This window comes from Azospirillum picis, assembly GCF_017876115.1.
Lineage (GTDB): Bacteria > Pseudomonadota > Alphaproteobacteria > Azospirillales > Azospirillaceae > Azospirillum > Azospirillum picis.
On the sequence record NZ_JAGINO010000009.1, the window covers coordinates 39,323 to 59,394 of the forward strand.

Sequence of the window (20,072 nt, forward strand, 5' to 3'; positions counted from 1 at the left end):
CTAACCTGTCGCAGCAAGCCAATCGGCCAAAGGTTCCCATACCGCCGATTGTGCTCCGGCACTGACAACCATTCCGATATGGCCCAGCGGCGGGCGCAATGCGCGCGCTCCTGGCACGGCGGCGGCGAGTGCCAGCGCCGAGCCCGGCGGGACGATGCGGTCGCGCTCCGGGATCAGCGCCAGGGTCGGTACGCGGACGGCACGGGGGTCGACCGGCAGCCCGGCGACCAGCCAGTTACCGGCCACGGTGTCGTTGCGGCCGTACCAGCCGCCCAGCGCGTCGCGCGCCACCCCCGACACCAGGGGCACGCCGTCGTTCAGCCAGTCCTCCAGCGCCACGAAGGCCGTTGCCGCCCGCGACGCCGGATCCATGCGCGCGAACTGGCTGAACTTCTTCAGTGCCAGCAGCGGGTCGAGCTGGGCGAACAATGCCTGCAGCGCGTCGGTCGGCAGTTCGCCCCAGCGCTCCAGCGCCGGTCCCCACGGCTGCATGAAGGCGGCGACGCGCCGCGCGGTCGCCGCATCCTCCGCATGGAAGTCCCAGGGGGTCGCCATCAGCGCCAGGCCGGCGACGTCGCGCGGCCGGCGAAGCGCCAGCCCCAGCGCCAACAGGCCCCCCATGCAGTAGCCGACCACCGGAACCGTCCCGCCCTTTGGCCCGCCCTTTGGCCCGCCCTTTGGCCCATCCGCCGCCCGGAGCGCGGCGTCCAGCGCCCGGTCCAGCCGGCCGGCGATATAGTCGGTCAGGGTGAAGCGGCGCTCCAGCGGACCCGGCGTTCCCCAGTCGAGCAGCAGCGGCCGCAAGCCGCGCCCGGCCAGCCAGCGCATCAGGCTCTTGTCCCGCGACAGGTCCAGGATGTAGTGGCGGTTGACCAGCGAGGGAACGAACAGGACGGCCCGCCGCCCGCCGCCCGCCGCCCCGTCCTCCGCACCGTAATCGAGAAGGCGCGAACCGCCCTCCCGCCAGAGGACGGGTGGATCCGGCAGGTCGCGCCGGTAGGGATGGCGCCGGTAGCGATCGATCCCGGTCAGGACGGCATCGATGCGCCGCCTGATTTCGCGATCGACCTCACGGCCGAGGCGGTCGGCGCCGCCGGGGAGCCTTTCCGCTTGCAGCAACTCGCCCCTCAACGTCGCCGCCCGGTCCCGCAGCGCCGGACTCCAGGGCAGCAAGCCGTTCCTCAAGAGCGGCAATCCGGTCGAGGAGCTGAGCAGGCTGCCAAGCGCCGCCGCCAGATGCAGCCCCAGCGGCCGCGGCCCGAGGCGCATCGGCGTGCCGTCCGCCCGCCTCTTGTCCGCCAGACGCTCGCTCATCGGAAGGCTGTCCCTGCTGGGGAGTGACTGTGTGGGAAGGGGGCGGCCCGCCCGCCGCGGGGCCGCCGAAGCCGAAACCGCCGAACCCCGAACCCCCGAACCAGGGAGCGCCGGCTCCCGGCGCGAACGGCGACAGGACCGACATCCCCTGCCCCATCATCTGGAACAGGCGGGCCAGCATGTCCGCCGTCTCCGGATCGGCGGCCCCGGCCGTCCACTGGTCCTGCCACAGGTCCAGGTAACGGCGCGCCAATGCCTCATAGGACGGCGGATCGGTTTCGGGCGTATCGGCCATGGCGGGAGTATAGGCGGGACCTCCCCCCATTGACCAGCGCGGCATGGTCCCGCACCTCCCCGTCCGGGTAGGAACCGGGTAGGCGTCGGCACCCGTCCGAGCCGGGAAGCACGCCGATGCTGCGGCCGCATGCCGCGGCGCAACGCTGGACAAATTGCTATTCATTCGAGTAATCATAAGGGCGGAATAATTTCCGCCGCCCGTCCCGTGTCTTGAACACGTTCCTTCTTGAAAGAGTCCGCGATGGCCGACAAGGAAGACCAGAAGTCCGCTCCGATCACGATCAAGAAGTACGCCAACCGACGGCTCTACAACACCGCCACCAGCAGCTATGTCACGCTGGACCATCTCTGTCAGATGGTGAAGGACGGGCTCGATTTCGTGGTCTATGACGCCAAGACCGGCGAGGACATCACCCGCTCGGTCCTGACCCAGATCATCGTGGAGGAAGAGAACAAGGGCCAGAACCTGCTGCCCATCAGCTTCCTGCGCCAGCTCATCGGGTTCTACGGCGACAACATGCAGTCGGTCGTGCCGCGCTACCTGGAATATTCGATGCAGGCATTTTCCCGCAACCAGGAGCAGATGCGCGACTATTTCCAGAACACGCTGGGCGGGATGTTCCCCTTCGGCAGGCTGGACGAGGTCAGCAAGCAGAACATGGCGATGTTCGAGCGGGCCATGCGCATGTTCACGCCCTTCGGCACCGCCGGCGCCCCGGACGAGGCCGCGGGCAAGGGCCCGGCCGGCGTCGCCGGGACAGCCGGTGGCGGACAGCCCGGGGCCGGCGGCCCGGCCGCCCAGGCGGGCGCATCCTTCGACGAGCTGCAGAAACAGATCGACGAACTGCAAAAGCAGATCGCCAGCATCGCCCGGCCCGGCACCAAGACCGAGGCCAAGTAACGCGGCAGGTCGGAAAAGTTCCCGGCAAACGGACGGCACGGAAGGCGGGGTCATACCCCGCCTTTTTCATTGCGCCGGCGAGGGGTGAAGCGCACGCTGGCCGCGTGCATAGGGGGCACCTTCTCGTCCACCGCGCCGCGACCCGCTGAAACCGCGGGAGACCGCGCCAATCCGGCCTTGCCGCCGGACCAACCGGAAGGAACCGACCATGACCACCGAACTGACCGTGTCGATCACCCTGGCCAGCGACGACCCGCAGGAGGTTGTCCGCTTCGAGGACACGTTGCGCGACTGGCTCGACCGCCAGCCGGCCGTCGCCGGCATGGCGATCGCCGACCGCGGCAACGACGCAGCGGCGGAAACCATCTGGCGGGCAGCCCGCAAGGCGACCTTCGGCCCGGCCCTGCGCAACCCCTTCGCACCCTGATCGCCCGCAGCCGGCCCACCGGCCGGGCCGGAACCATATGGCCGCGGGGCTGACCGCGAGGCGCGCGCTTTCCCGGGCTTCGGCCTTGGAGGCGCCCCCCGGCGAGGGGGACTATCCCCGGAACAGGTGCGGGACCATCGACGAATCCGGGCCGAGGCGCGGATCGGTCGATTCCCGCACCCCCATGCCCAGGCATTTGTCCCCGATGATCCAGGCGTGGAGGACGGCGCGCGTCTCCTCCTCCCGGAAGCCGGGCGGGGTTTCCAGCCAGACGGCGCCCTGCGCCGCGACGTCGCCTCCGATGTCCGGCCCGTCGTCGGCAACAACCTCGCCCTGCTCGACGATCCGGGTCGGCGCGCCGTCCAGCCCGTGCAGCGCCCGCACCGTTACCGAATCCGCGCCGGCGACCCCGCTGGGGTCCAGTGCCGCCCGGCAGAGGTTCGGGTGGCGCGGGTAAAGGTGCGACAGCACCGCCAGCAGCCCGTGGTTCGACCACAGCCAGCACCAGAAGGGCGCCAGCACGCTCATCCCGCTGCTGCGCATCCGCTGCAGGAAGGTCCCGTCGGCCAGCCCGTCCCATGGATAGAGCTTCGCCAGCCAGCCGATCGGCTGGGCCTCGTCGTCGAGGAAGCGGCGGCCGTCCCAGGCGATGCTCTGCAGCGGCAGGAGCCGGCTGTCGATCCCGGCCTCGGCGGCGGTGGCGGCCAGATAGACCAGCTCGCCCTCGCGCGGCGGGTCGGGGGTGGCGCAGGTCGCATGGATGCGGGCGCGCCCCGGCAGGCCGGCCGCCAGCTCCTCCCAGCGCTCGACCAGCGCCTCGTGCAGGCCGTTGAACTGGTTGGCGTCCTTCGCCATCGCCTCAAGCCAGTTGCGCTGGATGATCGAGGCGGCGAACAGCCCTTCGGTGGTGTCGTAGTTGCAGCCGAGCAGCTTGACGCTGTCGCGCCCGTCATAGGCGAGCGTCAGCCGCCCAGCCAGCCCGCCGGCCCGGTCATTGCGCCGGCCGCCGGCCCAGTAATCGATCCAGGACGCCTCCAGCAGCCGCGCCAGGTCGCCGCGGATGCCGAGAGTCGCGAACAGCTTGTGCTCGACCACATGGCGGACGGCAACGCCGATCATGCTGTGCAGTTCGTCGGCGACGCTTTCGATCAGGTCGATCTGCGAGGCAGTGAATTCATAGACGGCATCCTCCCGCCAGCCGGTGCCGGCCGGCATGGCGCGCACGCCGTAGGGGTACCTGCGGAGGCCCGGGCGCCAATCCGCCCGCGGTTTCATCGTCGTCCTGCGCATGGCTCTTCCCTGTCGCCCCTGTCCGGATCAGTTCGCCGTTTCCCGGTTCCGGACCGGAGGCCGGGTCTGGAACCGGGTTTCGGTGCGAAATTTGGTCCGGGCCGATGCCCGGCTCCGGGGCGCCGGCGGATGGGTGGGCGGGGACAGGCGGCGGGGCGGGCGGCTCAACGCTCATACTCCGGAATGGACGGACCCGCCGGGCGGCCCGGCGACGGGCCCCGACCCGGAAACCGGGCGCTGGAGACGGTATGCTTGCGACGCGGTCGGCCCGACGCAAGACAGCGGCGACTTTTAGCCTGCCACGCGCCGCTGCGCCAGTGCGCATCCGCAATAACGCTCCCCCATCCACCCGGCCGAGGCCCGCAAACAAGCAGGCCCACCGGCGGGAGGAGACGCCGATGGGCCTGTAGGTTGGTGCACCAGGATGAAGTCGTCAGATGTGCCCCATGGGGCCGGCACTCCGCCGGCCCGGATCAGATCAGACCAGATCAGATCAGATCAGATCAGATCAGCGCCGCCGTCGGCGCCGGACCAAGGGAGCGCAATGCCCACAGGGCCAGCCGCCCACGACGCGGCTTCGCCGGCTCGGACGCCGACAGCAGGGGAGCCGCCATGGCGGCGTCCGCAGGGGCGTCGAGGACGATGGCAGCCAGGGGCGAACCCGCCGGAGACGGGACCACGACGCTCCCGGACAGGACGGGCGCGACCGGCAAGGCGGCAAGGCGGGGATCCGCACCGGCGGCGGTGCGGATCCGGCCCTGGGCGCGGCGGGCGTGCAGCACCGCGCCCAGCACCTCTTCTTCCGTCACCGGGCGGCGGGCTCGCGCCGACGCGAGGCTCGCGGTTTCGCGCAGCACGGCCAGGGCGCCAAGGCTGCCGGTCAGGCCCTTGGCCGCCGCCGTTATTGCGGCTTCCTCGTAGAGGGCGAGGACGAGCGTCCTCAACCCGAATTCCATCCTTGTGGACATGGCGGGCGCTCCGGAAATAATCGGAATGGCGTGCGGGATCGACAGACGCGATTATCCGTGCGCGGCACCCGTTCGGCCATGTACGCTAAGGGGGTAACGCCCTGTCTGCGCGCAACTGATGCGCGGAAGCCACAGGGGATCGGTCCGCAGTAATCTGCAAGACCCGCATCCGCCGGAATGGGCCGGCGGGAAGAAATGGTGGAGCCAAGGAGGATCGAACTCCTGACCTCTACAATGCCATTGTAGCGCTCTCCCAGCTGAGCTATGGCCCCACATTGGTGCGCTTGGAGGGAGTCGAACCCCCACGGCCTTTCAGCCACTAGGACCTGAACCTAGCGCGTCTACCAGTTCCGCCACAAGCGCGTCCGCGTGTCTTGGGGTCACGCGGGGCGCTCTATGTACCCAGAGCGGCCGCCGTGCTCAAGAGAAAAAATGCGTCCGCGCAAAAGTTTTTTCGGGCGCCCGTCCCTACTCCGCGGGCTTGATTGCGTAGAACCGGAACACCCGCATCCCGGCGTCGATGGCCGCGACCCGGCGCGCCCACAGCTCGACCTCCTCCATCACCGCCAGCTTGGTCGGCGTATCGAGCTGGTATTTCTCCAGATGGTCCACCAGCCCCTGGATGGCCGACAGGATCAGGCCGCGGTGGGTGTCGGTGATGTCTTCGGCGATGCGCAGGTCGAGGTTGCGCTGAGCGAAGGCGTTCGCCATCCGGTCCTTGGGCCACAGGTTGGGGGCGAGCGGCTCCTTGTCGCACCAGGTCTGCACCGCCTTCGCCGCCGTCACCGCGTCCTCGGCGATGTAGTCGGTGATCAGCAGGTGGCCCCGCGGCTTCAGCGCCAGTTCGATCCCGTCGAACATCTGCTCCTTGTCGCGGACGGCGAACATGCCCTCCTTGTAGACGATGGCGTCGACCCGCTTGGGATAGCTGAAGTTCTCGGGGTCGAAGGACTCGACCGGCGCCTTCTTCTCCAGCCCGTGCTTGAAGGAGCGGACCATCCCTTCCTTGGCCAGAAGCTCCGACGCCTCCAGCCCGGTGACCCAGCATCCGTACTTGCCGGCCATGGTGCGGCTGGTGCCGCCCAGCCCGGCGGCGAGATCCAGCACGCTCATCGCCGGGTTCAGCCCCAGCGGCTTGACCAGATAGGGAATGTGGTCGGCGCCGCCGGGCGTGTTGAAGCCCTCGCCCCACATCTTCTCCGCCACCTCGATCCGGGTTGCGCTCCAGAGCGGCTTGCCCCAGCGGTTCATCCCGGGGCCCGGAGCCGGGGCCGCCTGCTCCGAGGACGGAGGGGCCTCGCCCTCCTTCCTGGATTTGACGCCGGAGAGGTCATACCCCTCCCACCACGCATAGAGCCGCGTCTTCAGGCTCGGTCCGTGTCCGGACTGACCGTCCTTGTCCGCCATCGCCGCCGCCACCCCTTCTGGCCGTCACCCCGTCGACCGAACAGCGCCCCGGCGCATGCGGCGGGGTTGTCCCGCGCCTGCGCCGCGCAATCGGCACAAGAACCGTTCCTCTTTCAGGTTAAATCGGCGCTAAATGCATGCAAGCGAAAAAGTCTCCGGTCCCGCCGCCGCGCCCGCCCCTCTCGGGACCCGTCTCAGGGTATCGCCTTGACCGGCGTCGCGCCGAGTTCGGGCAACGCCGCCATGCGGGTTCCGGCCGCATTCAGCACCGGCCGGCAGGCGGCGGGCATCTTGCGGACCACCCGCGGCTCGGGCTTGTAGCCGGGCGGATGCTCGATGGCCGGGGACGCGCTGTCCAGCCAGGACATCAGCTCCTCGCCGCAGCCGTCGCCCTCCGGCTGCGCCGCCTGCGCCTCGCACATCGGGCTGCCGGGGGGGCAGGACAGGCGGACGTGCATGTGGCCGTCATGGCCATGCCAGGGCCGCAGCTTGTTGAGGAAGCCGCGGTCGGGCCAGTTCCGGCCACACATCGCCAGCTTGATGGCGGGGCTGACGAAGATGCGGGCGACCCGTGGGTCGCTGGCGGCGATCTGGACCAGCCGCGCCTGGCGGTCCGACCAGTCGGCGGTGACGCGCATCCGGTCGTAATCGACGTATTTGACCTCTTCCACCCGCTCGCGGCCGGCCCGCCCCATCGGCGGCAGGTCGAGCCGCAGCCAGATGTCGGCGTCGAGGCCGACCTGATGGCTGGCGTGGCCCGACGGCATCGGCCCGCCGCGCGCCTGTCCCATGTCGCCGACCAGCACCGTCCCCAGCCCGGCGGCGGCGACATGGCGGCCGAAATCGCGGAGCATGTCGATCAGGACGGGATGGCCGTAGTTGCGCTGGCGCGACAGGCGGATCACCTGATAGCCGACGCCCTCCGGCGGCAGGGCGCGGGCGCCGGCGATGCAACCGGCGGCATAGCCGCCGATCGACTGCGCCGCCCCCAGCGAGGGTCCGGTCACCCCGGCCCAGGCGACGCTGGTGGCGTAGGCCGGCACCGGCTGCGGCTTCTTCCGGCGCGGCTGGGCATCGGCGCCCCCCGCCCAGAGGGTGCCCGCCGCCAGCAGGACCGCAAGCCCGCCCGCCGCGATCCGCCGGCAGGCCCGCCGCAACGACGACCGCTTAGATGATTGCCCCGACAGCCGCTGCGCAATCCGTTCCGAAACCCGATGCCCCATGGCCATTCCCCCATCCGCGGCATCCTCGCCGATTCGGCTATAGCGGACCCCGGTTAAGGAATGATGGAGGGCACCGCCGCCGCTCAATCGAGCGTACGGCGATACCGCTTCAGTGCAACCACCGTCACCACGGCCAGGAACAGCGCGAGCGCCAGCACCTCCGCCGCGATCTCGGCCACTCCGTTGCCCTTCAGCAGGACGCCGCGGACGATGCGCAGGAAGTGCGTCAGGGGAAGCAGCTCCCCCACCGCCTGCGCCCAGCCGGGCATGCCGCGGAAGGGGAACATGAAGCCCGACAGCAGCATCGACGGCAAAAAGAAGAAGAAGGACATCTGGATCGCCTGGAGCTGGTTGCGCGCCAGGGTGGAGAAGGTGAAGCCGACGGCGAGATTGGCCGCGATGAACAGGATCAGCACCGCCGACAGCAGGCCGAGGCTGCCGACGACCGGCACGTCGAACAGCAGCCGCGCCGCGACGACGATCAGCAGCACCTGGACATAGCCGACGAGGATGAACGGCACGATCTTGCCCAGCATCACCTCGAAGGGGCGGACCGGCATGGCCAGCAGCGTCTCCATGGTGCCGCGCTCGCGCTCGCGGGTGACGGCCAGCGAGGTCATCATCACCATGGTCATGGTCAGCACGACCCCTATCAGGCCGGGCACGACGTTGTACTGGGTGATGCCTTCCGGGTTGTAGCGGCGGTGGACGCGCAGTTCGACCGGCTCCGGCCCGGCGCGCAGGGCCGAAAGCGGCCCGGTCAGGTCGGCGTTCAAAGCCTGCCGCGCGATGGTGGTCAGCGCCGACAGCGCGTTGCTGGTCGCCGCGGGATCGGTGGCGTCGGCCTCCACCAGCAGCACCGGGCGGCTGCCGCGCTGCAGGTCGCGGGAAAAGCCAGCCGGGATGGTGACGGCGAACTGCACCTCGCCTTCCGCCAGCAGGCGGTCGATCTCGGCCTCCGAGACGGCATGGCGGACGACGGCGAAATAGCCGGAATTCCCCATCGCCGCGACCAGCGTGCGGGCGAACGGGCTGGAATCGGCGGACAGCACGGCCGTCGGCAGGCTCTTGGGGTCGGAGTTGATGGCGAAGCCGAACAGCACAAGCTGGACGATCGGCACCCCCACCATCATGGCGAAGGTCAGCCGGTCGCGGCGCATCTGGATGAATTCCTTGACCATCACCGCCATCAGGCGGCCTGCGGAGAACCACGCCATCGCAGCACCTCGTCGGCTTGGGAAGGGTCGCGAGGGTAGCGCGGCCGCGGCCGTGGGGCGATGAGGCGTTCGGGCGCGGGGCGAGGCGAGCGTGTGGTGCGGGGCTAGGCCCCCTGCACCGCCGCGTCCGCCCGGTCGAACTGCAGGGCGGCCAGCCGCGCGTAGAGCCCGCCCTTCGCCACCAGCTCGCCGTGGGTTCCGCTCTCCACGACCCGGCCATGGTCCATCACCACGATGCGGTCAGCGTTCAGCACGGTGGCCAGCCGATGGGCGACGATCAGGGTGGTGCGGCCGTGCATCAGCCGGTCCAGCGCATCCTGCACCATGCGTTCGCTCTCGGCGTCCAACGCGCTGGTCGCCTCGTCCAGCAGCAGCACCGGCGGGTCGCGCAGGATGGCGCGGGCAATGGCCAGGCGCTGGCGCTGGCCGCCGGACAGGCGCACGCCCTTCTCGCCCAGGAAGGTGTCCAGCCCCTCCGGCAGCGCGTCCAGGAAGTCCAGGGCGTGGGCGGCCTCGGCGGCCGTGCGCACCTCGGCGTCGGTCGCCTCCGGGCGGCCGTAGCGGATGTTTTCCCAGGCATTGGCGGAGAACACGACCGGGTCCTGCGCCACGAGGCCGAGGCGGCGGCGCACGTCCCGCGGATCGGCCTCGCGCAGCTCGACGCCGTCGAGACGCACCGAGCCGGCCTGCGGGTCGTAGTAGCGCAGCAGGAGCTGGAACACCGTCGACTTGCCGGCACCCGACGGGCCGACCAGGGCCACGCGCTCGCCCGGCCGGATGTCGAGCGAGAACTCCTCCAGCGCCGCCCAGTCCGGGCGCGACGGGTAGTGGAAGCGCACCCGGTCGAAGGACAGCGCGCCCGCCGGCGGGGTCGGCAACGGCACCGGCACGGCCGGGGCGCGGATCTCCGGCTGGACGGACAGCAGGTCGAACAGCCGCTCGGTGGCGCCGGCGGCCCGCTGGAGGTCGCCGATCACCTCGCTGATGGCGCCGACCGACCCGGCGACCACGACCGAATAGATCACGAAGGCCGACAGCTCGCCCGGCGACAGCCGGCCGGCCACCACGTCGTGCCCGCCGATCCACAGGATGATGCCGACGGCACCGAACACCAGGACGATGACGATCACCGTCATCAGCGCCCGCACCCGCACCCTGCGGATGGCGACGTCGAAGGCGTCCTCCACCCGGCGGCCGAACAGGGTGCGGTCGATCGCCTCATGGGTGAATGCCTGGACGGTGCGGATGGCGGCCAGCGTTTCCTCGACGAAGGAGCCGATGTCGGCCACCCGGTCCTGGCTGTCGCGCGACAGCCTGCGCACCCGCCGGCCGAAGAAGACGATGGGCGCCACCACCAGCGGCACCACCAGCGCTACCAGCCCGGTCATCTTGGGCGAGGTGACCAGCAGCATGCCGGCGCCGCCGAGGAACAGCAGCGCATTGCGCAGCGCGATCGACGCCGACGACCCCACGACCACCTGAAGCAACGTGGTGTCGGTGGTGAGGCGCGACAGGATCTCGCCGGTCTTGGTCGTCTCGAAGAAGCCGGGCGACAGGGTGAGCACATGGTCGTAGACGGCGCGCCGGATGTCGGCCACCACCCGCTCGCCGATCCAGCTCACCAGATAGAAGCGGCTGTAGGTGGCGGCAGCCATCAGCGCGATCACCCCGAGCAGCACCAGCAGCGCGCGGTCGAGGAGCGTGGTGTCGCCGCCGGCGAAGCCCTGGTCGACCAGCACGCGCATCCCCTGCCCCAGCCCGAGCACGGTCCCCGCGGCCACGGTCAGCGCCACCATCGCCCCCAGGATCCGCCACTTGTAGGGCATCAGGAACGGGACGAGCCGGCGGAGCGGGCCGAGATCGCGGCGGCGGCCGGCGTCGCCGCGGGCGTCGGCGGCGAGCATGTCGGGGGAGGGTTGGCGTGCCACGCTGTTCCCACTTGGCTGTTGGGGGTATCGCTGGGGTTGGCTGGCATATAGCGCGGGCGGGAGGCGGCAACAAGGCGCCGGCCGAAGGACAGGGGGCGGCACGGCGCGGGCTGGCGGGCGCGAGCCGGCACCCGGCTGGCAAAGGCCGGCGAAATGGGGGAAAAGCCCGCCGTTGGACGCTGAAACGCGACCGTTTCAGGGGTTGCGCCGGCGAGGGTGTTTTGGTATAGACGCCGCTCGCTTTGCAGGAACCCCGGCCATGAAGACTGACATCCATCCCGAATATCACGAGATCACCGTGGTCATGACCGACGGCAGCTCGTTCACGACCCGCTCCACCATGGGCAAGCCGGGCGACACGCTGCGCCTCGACATCGACCCGAAGTCGCACCCGGCCTGGACCGGCGTGCAGAAGCTGCTGGACACCGGTGGGCAGATCGCCAAGTTCAACAAGCGCTTCGCGAACTTCGGCCTCAAGAAGTAAGCGGCTCTCGCGCTTCTCGACCGCCACACGAAAAGGGCGCCCGACCGGATCGGGCGCCCTTTTCGCGTCTGGATGCCCGCCGATCCCGCGGTGCGGGACCCGGCGGCAGCATGGTCACGGCGGTCAGCCGACCGCCATCTCGGCCGCCGCGCGCTCGACATCGGCGCGGACCATGGCGTCGAGCCGGTGGACACGCATGTAAAGGCTGTGGCTGCGCTCCAGCAGGCTGCGCAGGCCGGACGGCAACTCCTCGTTTTCCGGGCCGCTGGGATCGGAACAGATCTCGCCGCCGGACAGGGAGAAGTCCTCACTCGCGGCCTGCTCCTTCGTCATCTCCCCGGCATGGACCGCCTTCTGCGCCAGCAGCCACGCCATCACCTGGGTCAGGCGGCTGGTCACGCGCATGGATTCATAGGAAACCTGCAGACGAGCCTGCGGCGGGAGCTTCCGGTGTTCCGACGCATCCTGGTACGCGATGTAATTCCTGGCCTCGATCAAGAGAGCCATGGTTTCATCGTAGGGACCGTTGAAGAAGAAGCTTTGCGAAGTCATGGTCGTCGGACCCCTCCCGCGGCTGCGCGGCCCTAGCGTGAGCCTTGCCGCAACTGATTAACAATTGGTGACCGCAGGCTACCGGGCAACCCCGGGGGATTTTTCACATGATCCCCGGACGGCCGTTGCGACCCCCTTGAACAGGAAAACGCGTCCCCTATCTCTCGCTCGTCCGGCGGATGCCCATCAGGGGTCCGCCATTCAACCCCGCCCCAGAGGACCGACCAAGACGTGGTCCTCGACGGCCGTATCGCTCTTTCGGAGGATATGTCATGCGCAGCTACGACCTCTCGCCCCTGTTCCGGTCCACCGTCGGTTTCGACCGCCTGTCGCGTCTGCTGGAGACTGCGACGACCGGCGAGGAGGCGGCGTCCTACCCGCCCTACAACATCGAGAAGATGAACGAGGACTCGTACCGGATCACCATGGCCGTTGCCGGGTTCGGTCTCGATGACCTCGCGATCACCGCCCACCAGAACTCCCTCACCGTCACTGGTAAAGCTAAGAAGGACGAGCCGAGCGGCCAATTCCTCTACCGGGGTATCGCCGGCCGCGCGTTCGAGCGCCGCTTCCAGCTTGCCGACTTCATCAAAGTGACGGGGGCGTCACTTCAGAATGGCCTTCTGTACATCGAGTTGGCGCGCGAGGTACCCGAAGCGATGAAGCCCCGCTCCATCGCGATCACCACCGCCGACCGGCGTGACCAGGTCGAGGTGGGGGCTCCCGCCCCGGCCCCGGCGCTGACCCAGCAGGCGGCCTGACCACCCGTCCGGGCCCTCGCGGGCTGACGGACGGCCGATATGGCAACGGCGCCCCGGACAGGCCGGGGCGCCGCTTTTCTTTTCGTTCCGATCTCTTTGCTTGGCCGATCTCTTTGCTTGGCCGGTTTCGCTTGGCCGGTTTCTCCTGCCGGCAGGTTTCCTTGCCTGCCCGCTTGCCGGCTCAGCGGGCGAGCTTGCCCGTGTCGAGCACGATCATCGCCACGCCGATCGTCTGCTTGCCGGCCGGATCGACCAGCGGGACGCTGGTTTCGGCCAGCATCGCGCCGGACTTGTCGTCCTTCTCGGGCTCGGCCATGTAGACATCCGCCCCGCCGGTGAAGACCTTCTGCCATTTCGGCTCGTCGCCCTGCCAGTAGTCGGAGGTGCCGTCGGTCTGGGCGACGTTGAGGCCGCGGTCGTCCATCACCAGGATCTCGGCGATCCGCCCGCCGCTGCCGGCCACCACCTCCTTCAGCCTCCTCGACAGCTCGCTGGAGGCGATGGCGTCATAGGCCGGGTTGGCGCCGCCGCCCTTGACCGCCGCCTTCCACTGCGCGTCCATTTCATCGATCCTGCCCTGGGTGATGCCGGCGTTCCTGGCGTTCTGGGCCTTGACCGCGCCCAATACGGCCGAATCCGAAAGCCAGGGCTGGGCTTCCTGGCCGACCGCCTTGCGGACCGCGGCCTCCAGCGCCGGGTCGGCGGCGGAGGCCGCGACCGGCAGGGCGATGGCGGACAGCGCGGCCATCGCGCCTCCGATGATCCCGTATCGACTCAGCATCATATGGATTCCTCCCATTGACGGCGCCTTGTTCGGCCCGACCTTTCCGGGCATGGCGGCGGTGGAAGGAATGGTGGAAGCGGTGATGCCGGAGAGGTGCGGGGTCCGCGTTGTTTTTCCGTCCAGCGGCGTATCCGCAATACCAGCGCCCATGTGGAGCCAACGGGAGAATCCGATGGGTGACTCCGAGAATCGCCCCCGGCACGCGCGGGCCGCGTCAGCGGCGCGGTTGGTCGGGCGGCGCCAGCACCCATTGCGCGTAGCCCGCCCGCATCAGCTCGTAGGCCGCCACGAGGCCGCCGGCGGCGGCATAGGCGGTGACCAGCACCTGTTCCGGCGACACCCGCGCGCCCAGCAGCACCAGCAACGCCCCCAGGAAGGGTCCGCCCAGCAGGAACGCCGCCAGCCACAACGGCTCGGCCGACAGCCAGGCGCTCAGCACCTCCCGCGTGCGCTGCGACAGCCGCAGCAGCGATCCGGCCTTGGCATCGAGCGCGGTCAGGCTGCCGGCACGGAGTTCGGCGACGCGCCGGCCGTCGCCGTCGATGAACACCACCGCCACGGTCAGGCCATGCCGCCGGACCGTGGCCCGCACCGAGTCGCCGAGATGCGTGTCGAGCAGGAGCGTGTTGCCGCCCAGGGACGGCAGGGCGTCCAGCACCTCGGCGGGCGGCTCGCCCCACTCGCGCAACGCCTCCAGGATGACGCGGGGATCGTCGCAGGGGATCGCATCCATATGGATCACCCGCCCACGCGCCGCCGTCACCCGCAGGACCAGGACCTGCTGCGCCGCATCCTGCGACCCTTCCACCCGCAGGCCGCCTTCAGCCACATAGGAGAATCGCAGGCATCCATCGCGACGGCTGAGCGTGTTCATGACGGCGGCAACCCTTCCGGTGGCATCCCGCGCCGGGCGGTCCGGCGGCGATCGTTGGGAGCGGGATCTGGGCGTTGGTGATGGAATGACCAACAAACCAGCCGGGCGAACGGCCATCGGGCCGTCCGGGCGCAAAAGGGGAGGACCGGAAGGCGAACAGAAAAAAAGCGCCGAACCCTTCGGGCTGGCGCTTCATGCCTCGTCTCTCGCCTTGCGTCTCATGCGCTCAGGAGAGAGAATGGCGGATGGGGGGAGATTCGAACTCCCGATACCCGTGAAGGTATGCCGCATTTCGAGTGCGGTGCATTCAACCGCTCTGCCACCCATCCGCTGCCCCGTCTGGCGGGGTGCGGCGGAACCTATCGAAAGGCTTTGGAGCGCGCAAGCCTTTTTTGCGGAAAAATGCGCACCGTCCGGCCTGCTTGGCTGTTGACTTCCGACCCCTCGTGAGTATAGATCGTCGCTCCCATGAACGGGCTTGCGCATCGAACGGTGGGCGAGAAGCCCGCCGTTTGTTTTGACATAGGCAGTGACGACAATGTTTGCAGTGATCCGCACCGGCGGCAAGCAGTACAAGGTCGCCAATGGCGACGTGATCCGTGTTGAGAAGCTCGACGCCGAAGCTGGCGCCTCCATCACGCTCGAAGACGTGCTGATGGTCGGCGACGCCGGCAACACCACCATCGGCACCCCGACCGTCGCGGGCGCCAACGTGGTGGCTGAGGTCGTCGCCCAGGATCGCGGCCCGAAGATCATCGTCTTCAAGAAGAAGCGTCGCCAGAACTACCGCCGTAAGAACGGCCACCGCCAGGACCTGACCGTCCTGCGCATCACCGGCATCAACGGCGCGGCCTGATCCGCATCGCGGATCGGTTCGGCACCTCTTCTCAGCATTAGGAGCAACACCCCATGGCACACAAAAAGGCAGGCGGCTCGTCCCGCAACGGCCGTGACTCCGCCGGCCGCCGTCTCGGCGTGAAGCGCTTCGGCGGCGAGGCCGTCATCTCCGGCAACATCATCGTTCGCCAGCGTGGCACCAAGTTCCACCCGGGCGAGAATGTCGGCATCGGCCGCGACCACACCCTGTTCGCGATGGCCGACGGCCAGGTCTTCTTCAAGCACAGCTCGAACGGCCGCACTTTCGTGAACGTCGTTCCGGCCAATGACCAGGCCCCGGCGGTCGCCGCGGAGTAAACCTGAGGTCGTTGCGCGGCCTGTGTCTCAGGCCAGCACGCTTGTGGGATAAGTCGGGGGACCGGGCGACCGGCCCCCGATTTTCGTTTTGATTCCGGTGCTGTCCCGCTGCCGGTTTTCCTTCCGTTTACGGGCAGGGTTCCCCGATGAAGTTCCTCGATCAGGCCAAGGTGTTCTTGAAGAGCGGTGACGGCGGCCCCGGCGCCGTGGCGTTCCGTCGCGAAAAGTTCATCGAGTTCGGCGGCCCCGACGGCGGCGACGGCGGCCGCGGCGGCGACGTGATCATCGAGGCGGCGGAAGGCCTGAACACGCTGATCGACTATCGCTACAAGCAGCATTTCAAGGCGCAGCGCGGCCATCACGGCATGGGCAGCAACCGCAACGGCGCGCGCGGCGAGGATGTCGTCCTGCGCGTGCCGGTGGGAACCCAGATCCTCGACGAGAACCAGGAAACCGTGCTGTGCGACCTGACGGAAGCCGGCCAGCGCCGCGTCTTCCTGCGTGGCGGCGACGGCGGACACGGCAACGCCCACTTCAAGACGCCGACCAACCGCGCGCCCCGCAAATTCCACCCCGGCTGGCCGGGGCAGGAGCAGTGGGTGTGGCTGCGGCTGAAGCTGATCGCCGACGCCGGGCTGCTCGGGTTGCCGAACGCCGGCAAGTCGACCTTCCTGGCCGCCACCACCGCCGCGAAGCCGAAGATCGCCGACTACCCCTTCACCACGCTGGCCCCCAACCTGGGCGTCGTCCGCGCCGGTGACGAGGAGTTCGTCATCGCCGACATTCCCGGCCTGATCGAAGGCGCGCATGAAGGCCATGGGCTGGGCGACCGCTTCCTCGGCCATGTCGAGCGCTCGCGCATCCTGCTGCACCTGATCGACGGCACCGCGGACGATGTCGTCGCGTCCTACCGGACGATCCGGAACGAACTGGAAGCCTATGGCGGCAACCTCGCCGACAAGCTGGAGGTGATCGGGCTGAACAAGGCCGACGCCCTGCTCGACGAGGAGATCGAGGAGAAGAAGGCGGCATTGGAGGCGGCGTCGGGCGCCGAGGTCATGGTGCTGTCGGGCGCCACCGGCCAGGGCGTGAAGCAGGTGCTCTACCGGTTGCTGACGGTCATCAAGGAGTCGAAGGCGGAAGAGCCGGAGGTCATCCACGCCCCCGCCACCCGTTCCATCCCGCGCCCGCCGGTCGGCCAGAAGCTGCCCGACGACGGCGAGATGCGGTGGGACGACGAGACCGGCGAATGGGTCGGCGGCGAGGACGAAGACCTCTATGACGAGGAACCGGAGGGCGACTCCGACGACGGCCTTGACGGGGATGAGCCGGAGGACGAAGAGGACGGCTCGGACGACGATACGGACGGAACCTCCCGCCATGGCGCCTGACGCCCCAACCCTTCTCGAATCCCGCCGGCTGGTCGTGAAGATCGGCTCGGCCCTCCTAGTCGACGGGGAAACCCGGCAGATCCGCCGCGACTGGCTCGACGCCCTGGCCGACGACGTCGCCGCCTGCCGCAAGCGCGGCCAGGAGGTGGTGATCGTCACCTCCGGCGCCGTCGCCTGCGGGCGCGAGCACCTCGGCCTGGTCGGCCGAGCGCTGAAGCTGGAGGAGAAGCAGGCGGCCGCCGCCACCGGGCAGATCAGGCTCGCCCACGCCTACCAGGAGACGCTGGCCCGCCACGACGTCACCGTCGCGCAGGTGCTGGTGACGCTGGAGGACACCGAGGAGCGGCGGCGCCACCTGAACGCCCGCAGCACCATCGACACCCTGCTGAAGCTGGGCGCCGTCCCGGTCATCAATGAGAACGACACCGTCGCCACCGCGGAGATCCGCTTCGGCGACAACGACCGGCTGGCCGCCCGGGTGGCGCAGATGGTCAGCGCCGACACGCTGGTCCTGCTGTCGGACATCGACGGCCTCTACACCGCCGACCCGCGCAAGGACCCCGAGGCCCGCCATATCCCCACCGTGCGCGAACTGACGCCGGAGATCGAGGGCATGGCCGGCGAGCCGCCGCCCGGCTACAGCAGCGGCGGCATGGTGACCAAGATCGCCGCCGCCCGCGTCGCGCTGTCGGCCGGCTGCCGCATGGTCATCGCCAAGGGGAAGCGCATGAACCCGCTGGCGGCGCTGGAGAGGCGGCCGGAGGATGGCGGCGCGCCCTGCACCTGGTTCCTGCCCTCGGCCGAACCCAGCAGCGCCCGCAAGGCCTGGATCGCCGGGCACGTCAACGCCACCGGTGTTCTGGTGGTCGACGACGGCGCGCTGCGCGCGCTCTCCCATGGCGCCAGCCTGCTGCCGGCCGGCATCAGCGCCGTCCAGGGCGACTTCGACCGCGGCGACGTGGTGATCGTCCGCGCCCAGGACGGGCGCGAGCTGGCGCGTGGGCTGGTCGCCTACAGCGCCGAGGACGCCCGCCGCATCCTGCGCCACAAGAGCACCGAGATCGAGGAGATCCTGGGCTATCGCGGCCGGGACGAGATGATCCATCGTGACGATCTGGTGATGCGGTGAGCATGGCCCCGAAACGCCTTCCGATCCGCGCCGTGCTGTGGGACATCGACGGCACGCTGATGGACAGCGAGCCCTGGCACCAGCGCATCACCGTCGACCTCTGCCGGGTCTACGGCCATGACCTGAGCGAAGAGGACTGCCAGGCGATGCACGGCGTCGCCTTCCGCGACATCTACGCAGCGCTCCACGCCCGCCGCCCCTTCCCCATCGACCTGCACAGCCTGACCGACGAGATCAACGCGCAGTACATCGCCCGCGTGGCCGAGGTGCAGCCGCGCGAGGGCGCCTTCGCGCTGGTCGAGGCCTTCGCGGCGCGCGGGCTGGCGCAGGCCTGCGTGTCGAACGGCGGCCGCATGATCGTCGACGCCAACATGCGCGCCATGGCGATCCCGCATTTCCGCTTCAGCATTGCCCGCGAGGACGTCGTCAACGGCAAGCCCCACCCGGAGCCCTACCTGCTGGCGGCCTCGATGCTGGGCCTGCCGCCGGAGGCCTGCGCGGTGATCGAGGACAGCCCCACCGGCGCCCGCAGCGCCAAGGCCGCCGGCATGCTGACCATCGCCTGGCCCCAGCACCCGGCGGTGGTCTTCGACGCCCTCGACCATCTGGTCGAGGATCCGGCCAGCCTGGACTGGGACGAGCTCTGCGGCTGAGGCGAGCTTCGCGCGCCGGCCCGAACCCAAGCCCTCCCCCGTCCAGCGGGGAGGGTTAGGGTGGAGGCGGGACAGCCTGCACCGGCCCCCTACTTCTGGATGTTCACCACCGCCGACACCGGCGCCAGCGCGATGCCGCGGTCGCCGAGTGCTGTCATCCACAGGTTGATGCGCTCGATCGTCGTCGGATAGGGCGAGGCGAAGCCGACGGCGGCGCCGTTGGTCTTGGCCAGTTCCTCAAGCTCGCGAAGCTGGTCGTCGATGGCGCCGCGCGACAGGTCGCGGTCGATGGTGCGGTCGGCCAACGCGCGCGGCACGCCGGCAAGGTTCGCCAGTGGGCCGGCGACGCTCCGCGGATTGGCGCGGGCGTCCACGAACAGCAACCCCCTCGCCTTCAGCGCGTCGATCACCGGCTGCATCGCCCCCGGATTGGCGGTGAACTTGCTGCCGGTGGTGCTGGTGATGCCGACATATCCCACCGCCTTGCCCAACGACCATTCCAGCCGCTCGACGTTGCGGTCGGGACCGAGCATCGTCAGCAGGGCGTTCGGTCCGGGATCGTCGCGCGGGTAGTTCTGCGGCTCCATCGGCACCGACAGCATCACCTCATGCCCGGCGCCGCGGGCGCGTTCGACCCAGTCGTCCAGACGCTCGGCATAGGGGACGAAGGCGAAGGTGACGCCGGCCGGCAGCTTGGCCAGCGCGTTGCCGGTGGTGACCCCGCTGAGGCCGAGGTCGGTCATCACGATGGCGATGCGCGGCCGCTTGTCGGCGGCCGGGAAGGGACGGGCATAGACCTGCCAGGGCTTGCGGCCGTCCTGGGCGATGCGCGGCAGGGGACCGTTGCGGCTGTCCTCCACCAGCCCCTGAACCGGAGCGGGCGTCAGCGACACCGCGGCCGCCGGCTGGCCCGGCAGGGGCAGCGGCGCGCCGTCGGTCGCCAGGGGAGCAGGCGCCGACGGCGCCTTCGCCTCCGGCGGCGGCTTCGGCGGTTCCGCAGGCGGAAGCGGCGCCACCGCCACCGTCGCCGCCGGGATCGCCGCCTGCCAGGCCCGCGTCGTCTCCTCGGCGTTCAGCGCCAGCCAGCCGGCCAGCGCCCCGCCCGCCACCGCCAGCGCGGCGACGGTGCCGAGCAGCGCCTTGGAGAGCGGCTTGCCCGGCTGGCGCCGGTACGGCTCACGCCCTGCCCCACCCCCTTTCCGGCGCAGCCGGGAGAGGCTGGGGCGCAGGCTGCGGATGTCGAAGCGCAGACGGCCGAGCAGAGCGGGAGCCTTCACG

20 protein-coding genes and 3 tRNA genes are annotated in these 20,072 nt (G+C 69.8%); 9 read left to right on the forward strand and 14 right to left on the reverse strand.

All coding sequences use genetic code 11. The annotated features are described in order from the left end of the window. Nucleotides 1–1,314 (reverse strand): alpha/beta fold hydrolase, encoded by a 1,314-nt coding sequence (locus J2850_RS14010; protein WP_246513065.1) that lies wholly within the window; start codon nt 1,312–1,314, stop codon nt 1–3. A 538-nt stretch (nt 1,315–1,852) separates the two neighbouring features. On the opposite strand from J2850_RS14010, the gene phaR reads away from it, so the two are divergent. Together phaR and J2850_RS14020 are read left to right on the forward strand one after the other, a co-directional pair. Then, nucleotides 1,853–2,512 carry a polyhydroxyalkanoate synthesis repressor PhaR gene (gene phaR, locus J2850_RS14015; RefSeq protein WP_209982627.1) on the forward strand — a complete coding sequence of 220 codons (660 nt, stop codon included), beginning with the start codon at nt 1,853–1,855 and terminating at the stop codon, nt 2,510–2,512. 208 nt (nt 2,513–2,720) lie between these two features. Next, complete coding sequence (locus tag J2850_RS14020) at nt 2,721–2,939, forward strand: hypothetical protein (RefSeq protein ID WP_209982630.1); 219 nt, start codon at nt 2,721–2,723, stop codon at nt 2,937–2,939. Between the two features lie 111 nt (nt 2,940–3,050). Here J2850_RS14020 and J2850_RS14025 read toward each other — a convergent pair whose 3' ends face one another. The 8 genes from J2850_RS14025 to J2850_RS14060 all read right to left on the reverse strand — a co-directional run bounded on the left by J2850_RS14025 (nt 3,051) and on the right by J2850_RS14060 (nt 10,948). After that, nucleotides 3,051–4,229 (reverse strand): glutathionylspermidine synthase family protein, encoded by a 1,179-nt coding sequence (locus J2850_RS14025; protein ID WP_209982632.1) that lies wholly within the window; start codon nt 4,227–4,229, stop codon nt 3,051–3,053. A 503-nt stretch (nt 4,230–4,732) separates the two neighbouring features. Further along, nucleotides 4,733–5,197, reverse strand: coding sequence for a hypothetical protein (locus tag J2850_RS14030; RefSeq protein WP_246513066.1), 465 nt, complete (start codon nt 5,195–5,197; stop codon nt 4,733–4,735). A gap of 196 nt (nt 5,198–5,393) precedes the next feature. Continuing rightward, a tRNA-Ala gene (locus tag J2850_RS14035) sits at nt 5,394–5,469 on the reverse strand. A gap of 4 nt (nt 5,470–5,473) precedes the next feature. Next, nucleotides 5,474–5,560, reverse strand: a tRNA-Leu gene (locus J2850_RS14040). 105 nt (nt 5,561–5,665) lie between these two features. Continuing rightward, complete coding sequence (locus J2850_RS14045; protein WP_209982634.1) at nt 5,666–6,604, reverse strand: class I SAM-dependent methyltransferase; 939 nt, start codon at nt 6,602–6,604, stop codon at nt 5,666–5,668. A gap of 194 nt (nt 6,605–6,798) precedes the next feature. Further along, the gene (mepA, locus tag J2850_RS14050) at nt 6,799–7,833 is read right to left on the reverse strand and encodes a penicillin-insensitive murein endopeptidase (RefSeq protein ID WP_246513067.1); all 1,035 of its coding nucleotides are present in this window, start codon (nt 7,831–7,833) and stop codon (nt 6,799–6,801) included. A 77-nt stretch (nt 7,834–7,910) separates the two neighbouring features. Then, complete coding sequence (locus tag J2850_RS14055) at nt 7,911–9,044, reverse strand: ABC transporter permease (protein ID WP_209982636.1); 1,134 nt, start codon at nt 9,042–9,044, stop codon at nt 7,911–7,913. Nucleotides 9,045–9,148: 104 nt separating this feature from the next. Further along, nucleotides 9,149–10,948 (reverse strand): ABC transporter transmembrane domain-containing protein, encoded by a 1,800-nt coding sequence (locus J2850_RS14060; protein WP_209982916.1) that lies wholly within the window; start codon nt 10,946–10,948, stop codon nt 9,149–9,151. 283 nt (nt 10,949–11,231) lie between these two features. Between J2850_RS14060 and rpmE the strand changes: the two genes are divergently transcribed. After that, entirely contained in the window at nt 11,232–11,456 is a 225-nt protein-coding gene (gene rpmE, locus J2850_RS14065) for a 50S ribosomal protein L31 (RefSeq protein ID WP_209982638.1), read from the forward strand. A 123-nt stretch (nt 11,457–11,579) separates the two neighbouring features. Here the strand turns inward: rpmE and J2850_RS14070 are convergent, their stop codons facing one another. Then, nucleotides 11,580–12,008, reverse strand: coding sequence for a DUF1465 family protein (locus J2850_RS14070; protein ID WP_209982640.1), 429 nt, complete (start codon nt 12,006–12,008; stop codon nt 11,580–11,582). A 272-nt stretch (nt 12,009–12,280) separates the two neighbouring features. Between J2850_RS14070 and J2850_RS14075 the strand changes: the two genes are divergently transcribed. Beyond that, the gene (locus J2850_RS14075) at nt 12,281–12,769 is read left to right on the forward strand and encodes an Hsp20 family protein (protein WP_209982642.1); all 489 of its coding nucleotides are present in this window, start codon (nt 12,281–12,283) and stop codon (nt 12,767–12,769) included. Between the two features lie 181 nt (nt 12,770–12,950). On the opposite strand, the gene J2850_RS14080 is transcribed toward J2850_RS14075, so the two are convergent. The 3 genes from J2850_RS14080 to J2850_RS14090 form a co-directional block, all read right to left on the reverse strand. Then, nucleotides 12,951–13,517, reverse strand: a complete 567-nt coding sequence (locus J2850_RS14080; protein ID WP_246513068.1) for a hypothetical protein — start codon at nt 13,515–13,517, stop codon at nt 12,951–12,953. A gap of 250 nt (nt 13,518–13,767) precedes the next feature. Then, complete coding sequence (locus J2850_RS14085) at nt 13,768–14,427, reverse strand: hypothetical protein (protein ID WP_209982643.1); 660 nt, start codon at nt 14,425–14,427, stop codon at nt 13,768–13,770. A 239-nt stretch (nt 14,428–14,666) separates the two neighbouring features. Further along, a tRNA-Ser gene (locus J2850_RS14090) sits at nt 14,667–14,756 on the reverse strand. Nucleotides 14,757–14,965: 209 nt separating this feature from the next. Here J2850_RS14090 and rplU point away from each other — a divergent pair. The 5 genes from rplU to J2850_RS14115 all read left to right on the forward strand — a co-directional run bounded on the left by rplU (nt 14,966) and on the right by J2850_RS14115 (nt 18,794). Beyond that, entirely contained in the window at nt 14,966–15,283 is a 318-nt protein-coding gene (rplU, locus tag J2850_RS14095; RefSeq protein WP_209982646.1) for a 50S ribosomal protein L21, read from the forward strand. A gap of 53 nt (nt 15,284–15,336) precedes the next feature. Beyond that, nucleotides 15,337–15,621, forward strand: a complete 285-nt coding sequence (rpmA, locus tag J2850_RS14100; RefSeq protein ID WP_209982648.1) for a 50S ribosomal protein L27 — start codon at nt 15,337–15,339, stop codon at nt 15,619–15,621. A gap of 146 nt (nt 15,622–15,767) precedes the next feature. Next, the gene (gene obgE, locus J2850_RS14105) at nt 15,768–17,012 is read left to right on the forward strand and encodes a GTPase ObgE (protein ID WP_209982650.1); all 1,245 of its coding nucleotides are present in this window, start codon (nt 15,768–15,770) and stop codon (nt 17,010–17,012) included. Next, nucleotides 17,002–18,141: a glutamate 5-kinase gene (gene proB / locus J2850_RS14110; RefSeq protein ID WP_209982652.1), complete on the forward strand. Its 1,140-nt coding sequence runs from the start codon at nt 17,002–17,004 to the stop codon at nt 18,139–18,141. Before obgE ends, proB begins: the two co-directional genes overlap by 11 nt. A 2-nt stretch (nt 18,142–18,143) precedes the next feature. Continuing rightward, nucleotides 18,144–18,794, forward strand: coding sequence for an HAD family hydrolase (locus J2850_RS14115; protein ID WP_209982654.1), 651 nt, complete (start codon nt 18,144–18,146; stop codon nt 18,792–18,794). A gap of 89 nt (nt 18,795–18,883) precedes the next feature. Here J2850_RS14115 and J2850_RS14120 read toward each other — a convergent pair whose 3' ends face one another. Next, nucleotides 18,884–20,071, reverse strand: coding sequence for a divergent polysaccharide deacetylase family protein (locus J2850_RS14120; protein ID WP_209982656.1), 1,188 nt, complete (start codon nt 20,069–20,071; stop codon nt 18,884–18,886). Nucleotide 20,072 lies beyond the last annotated feature (1 nt).

Excerpts from the sequence above, each read along its gene's own strand:
- J2850_RS14010 (WP_246513065.1), bottom strand. The coding sequence starts at position 1,314 with ATGAGCGAGCGTCTGGCGGACAAGAGGCGGGCGGACGGCACGCCGATG.
- phaR (WP_209982627.1), top strand. The coding sequence starts at position 1,853 with ATGGCCGACAAGGAAGACCAGAAGTCCGCTCCGATCACGATCAAGAAG.
- J2850_RS14020 (WP_209982630.1), top strand. The coding sequence starts at position 2,721 with ATGACCACCGAACTGACCGTGTCGATCACCCTGGCCAGCGACGACCCG.
- J2850_RS14025 (WP_209982632.1), bottom strand. The coding sequence starts at position 4,229 with ATGCGCAGGACGACGATGAAACCGCGGGCGGATTGGCGCCCGGGCCTC.
- J2850_RS14030 (WP_246513066.1), bottom strand. The coding sequence starts at position 5,197 with ATGTCCACAAGGATGGAATTCGGGTTGAGGACGCTCGTCCTCGCCCTC.
- J2850_RS14045 (WP_209982634.1), bottom strand. The coding sequence starts at position 6,604 with ATGGCGGACAAGGACGGTCAGTCCGGACACGGACCGAGCCTGAAGACG.
- mepA (WP_246513067.1), bottom strand. The coding sequence starts at position 7,833 with ATGGCCATGGGGCATCGGGTTTCGGAACGGATTGCGCAGCGGCTGTCG.
- J2850_RS14055 (WP_209982636.1), bottom strand. The coding sequence starts at position 9,044 with ATGGCGTGGTTCTCCGCAGGCCGCCTGATGGCGGTGATGGTCAAGGAA.
- J2850_RS14060 (WP_209982916.1), bottom strand. The coding sequence starts at position 10,948 with ATGCTCGCCGCCGACGCCCGCGGCGACGCCGGCCGCCGCCGCGATCTC.
- rpmE (WP_209982638.1), top strand. The coding sequence starts at position 11,232 with ATGAAGACTGACATCCATCCCGAATATCACGAGATCACCGTGGTCATG.
- J2850_RS14070 (WP_209982640.1), bottom strand. The coding sequence starts at position 12,008 with ATGACTTCGCAAAGCTTCTTCTTCAACGGTCCCTACGATGAAACCATG.
- J2850_RS14075 (WP_209982642.1), top strand. The coding sequence starts at position 12,281 with ATGCGCAGCTACGACCTCTCGCCCCTGTTCCGGTCCACCGTCGGTTTC.
- J2850_RS14080 (WP_246513068.1), bottom strand. The coding sequence starts at position 13,517 with ATGGCCGCGCTGTCCGCCATCGCCCTGCCGGTCGCGGCCTCCGCCGCC.
- J2850_RS14085 (WP_209982643.1), bottom strand. The coding sequence starts at position 14,427 with ATGAACACGCTCAGCCGTCGCGATGGATGCCTGCGATTCTCCTATGTG.
- rplU (WP_209982646.1), top strand. The coding sequence starts at position 14,966 with ATGTTTGCAGTGATCCGCACCGGCGGCAAGCAGTACAAGGTCGCCAAT.
- rpmA (WP_209982648.1), top strand. The coding sequence starts at position 15,337 with ATGGCACACAAAAAGGCAGGCGGCTCGTCCCGCAACGGCCGTGACTCC.
- obgE (WP_209982650.1), top strand. The coding sequence starts at position 15,768 with ATGAAGTTCCTCGATCAGGCCAAGGTGTTCTTGAAGAGCGGTGACGGC.
- proB (WP_209982652.1), top strand. The coding sequence starts at position 17,002 with ATGGCGCCTGACGCCCCAACCCTTCTCGAATCCCGCCGGCTGGTCGTG.
- J2850_RS14115 (WP_209982654.1), top strand. The coding sequence starts at position 18,144 with ATGGCCCCGAAACGCCTTCCGATCCGCGCCGTGCTGTGGGACATCGAC.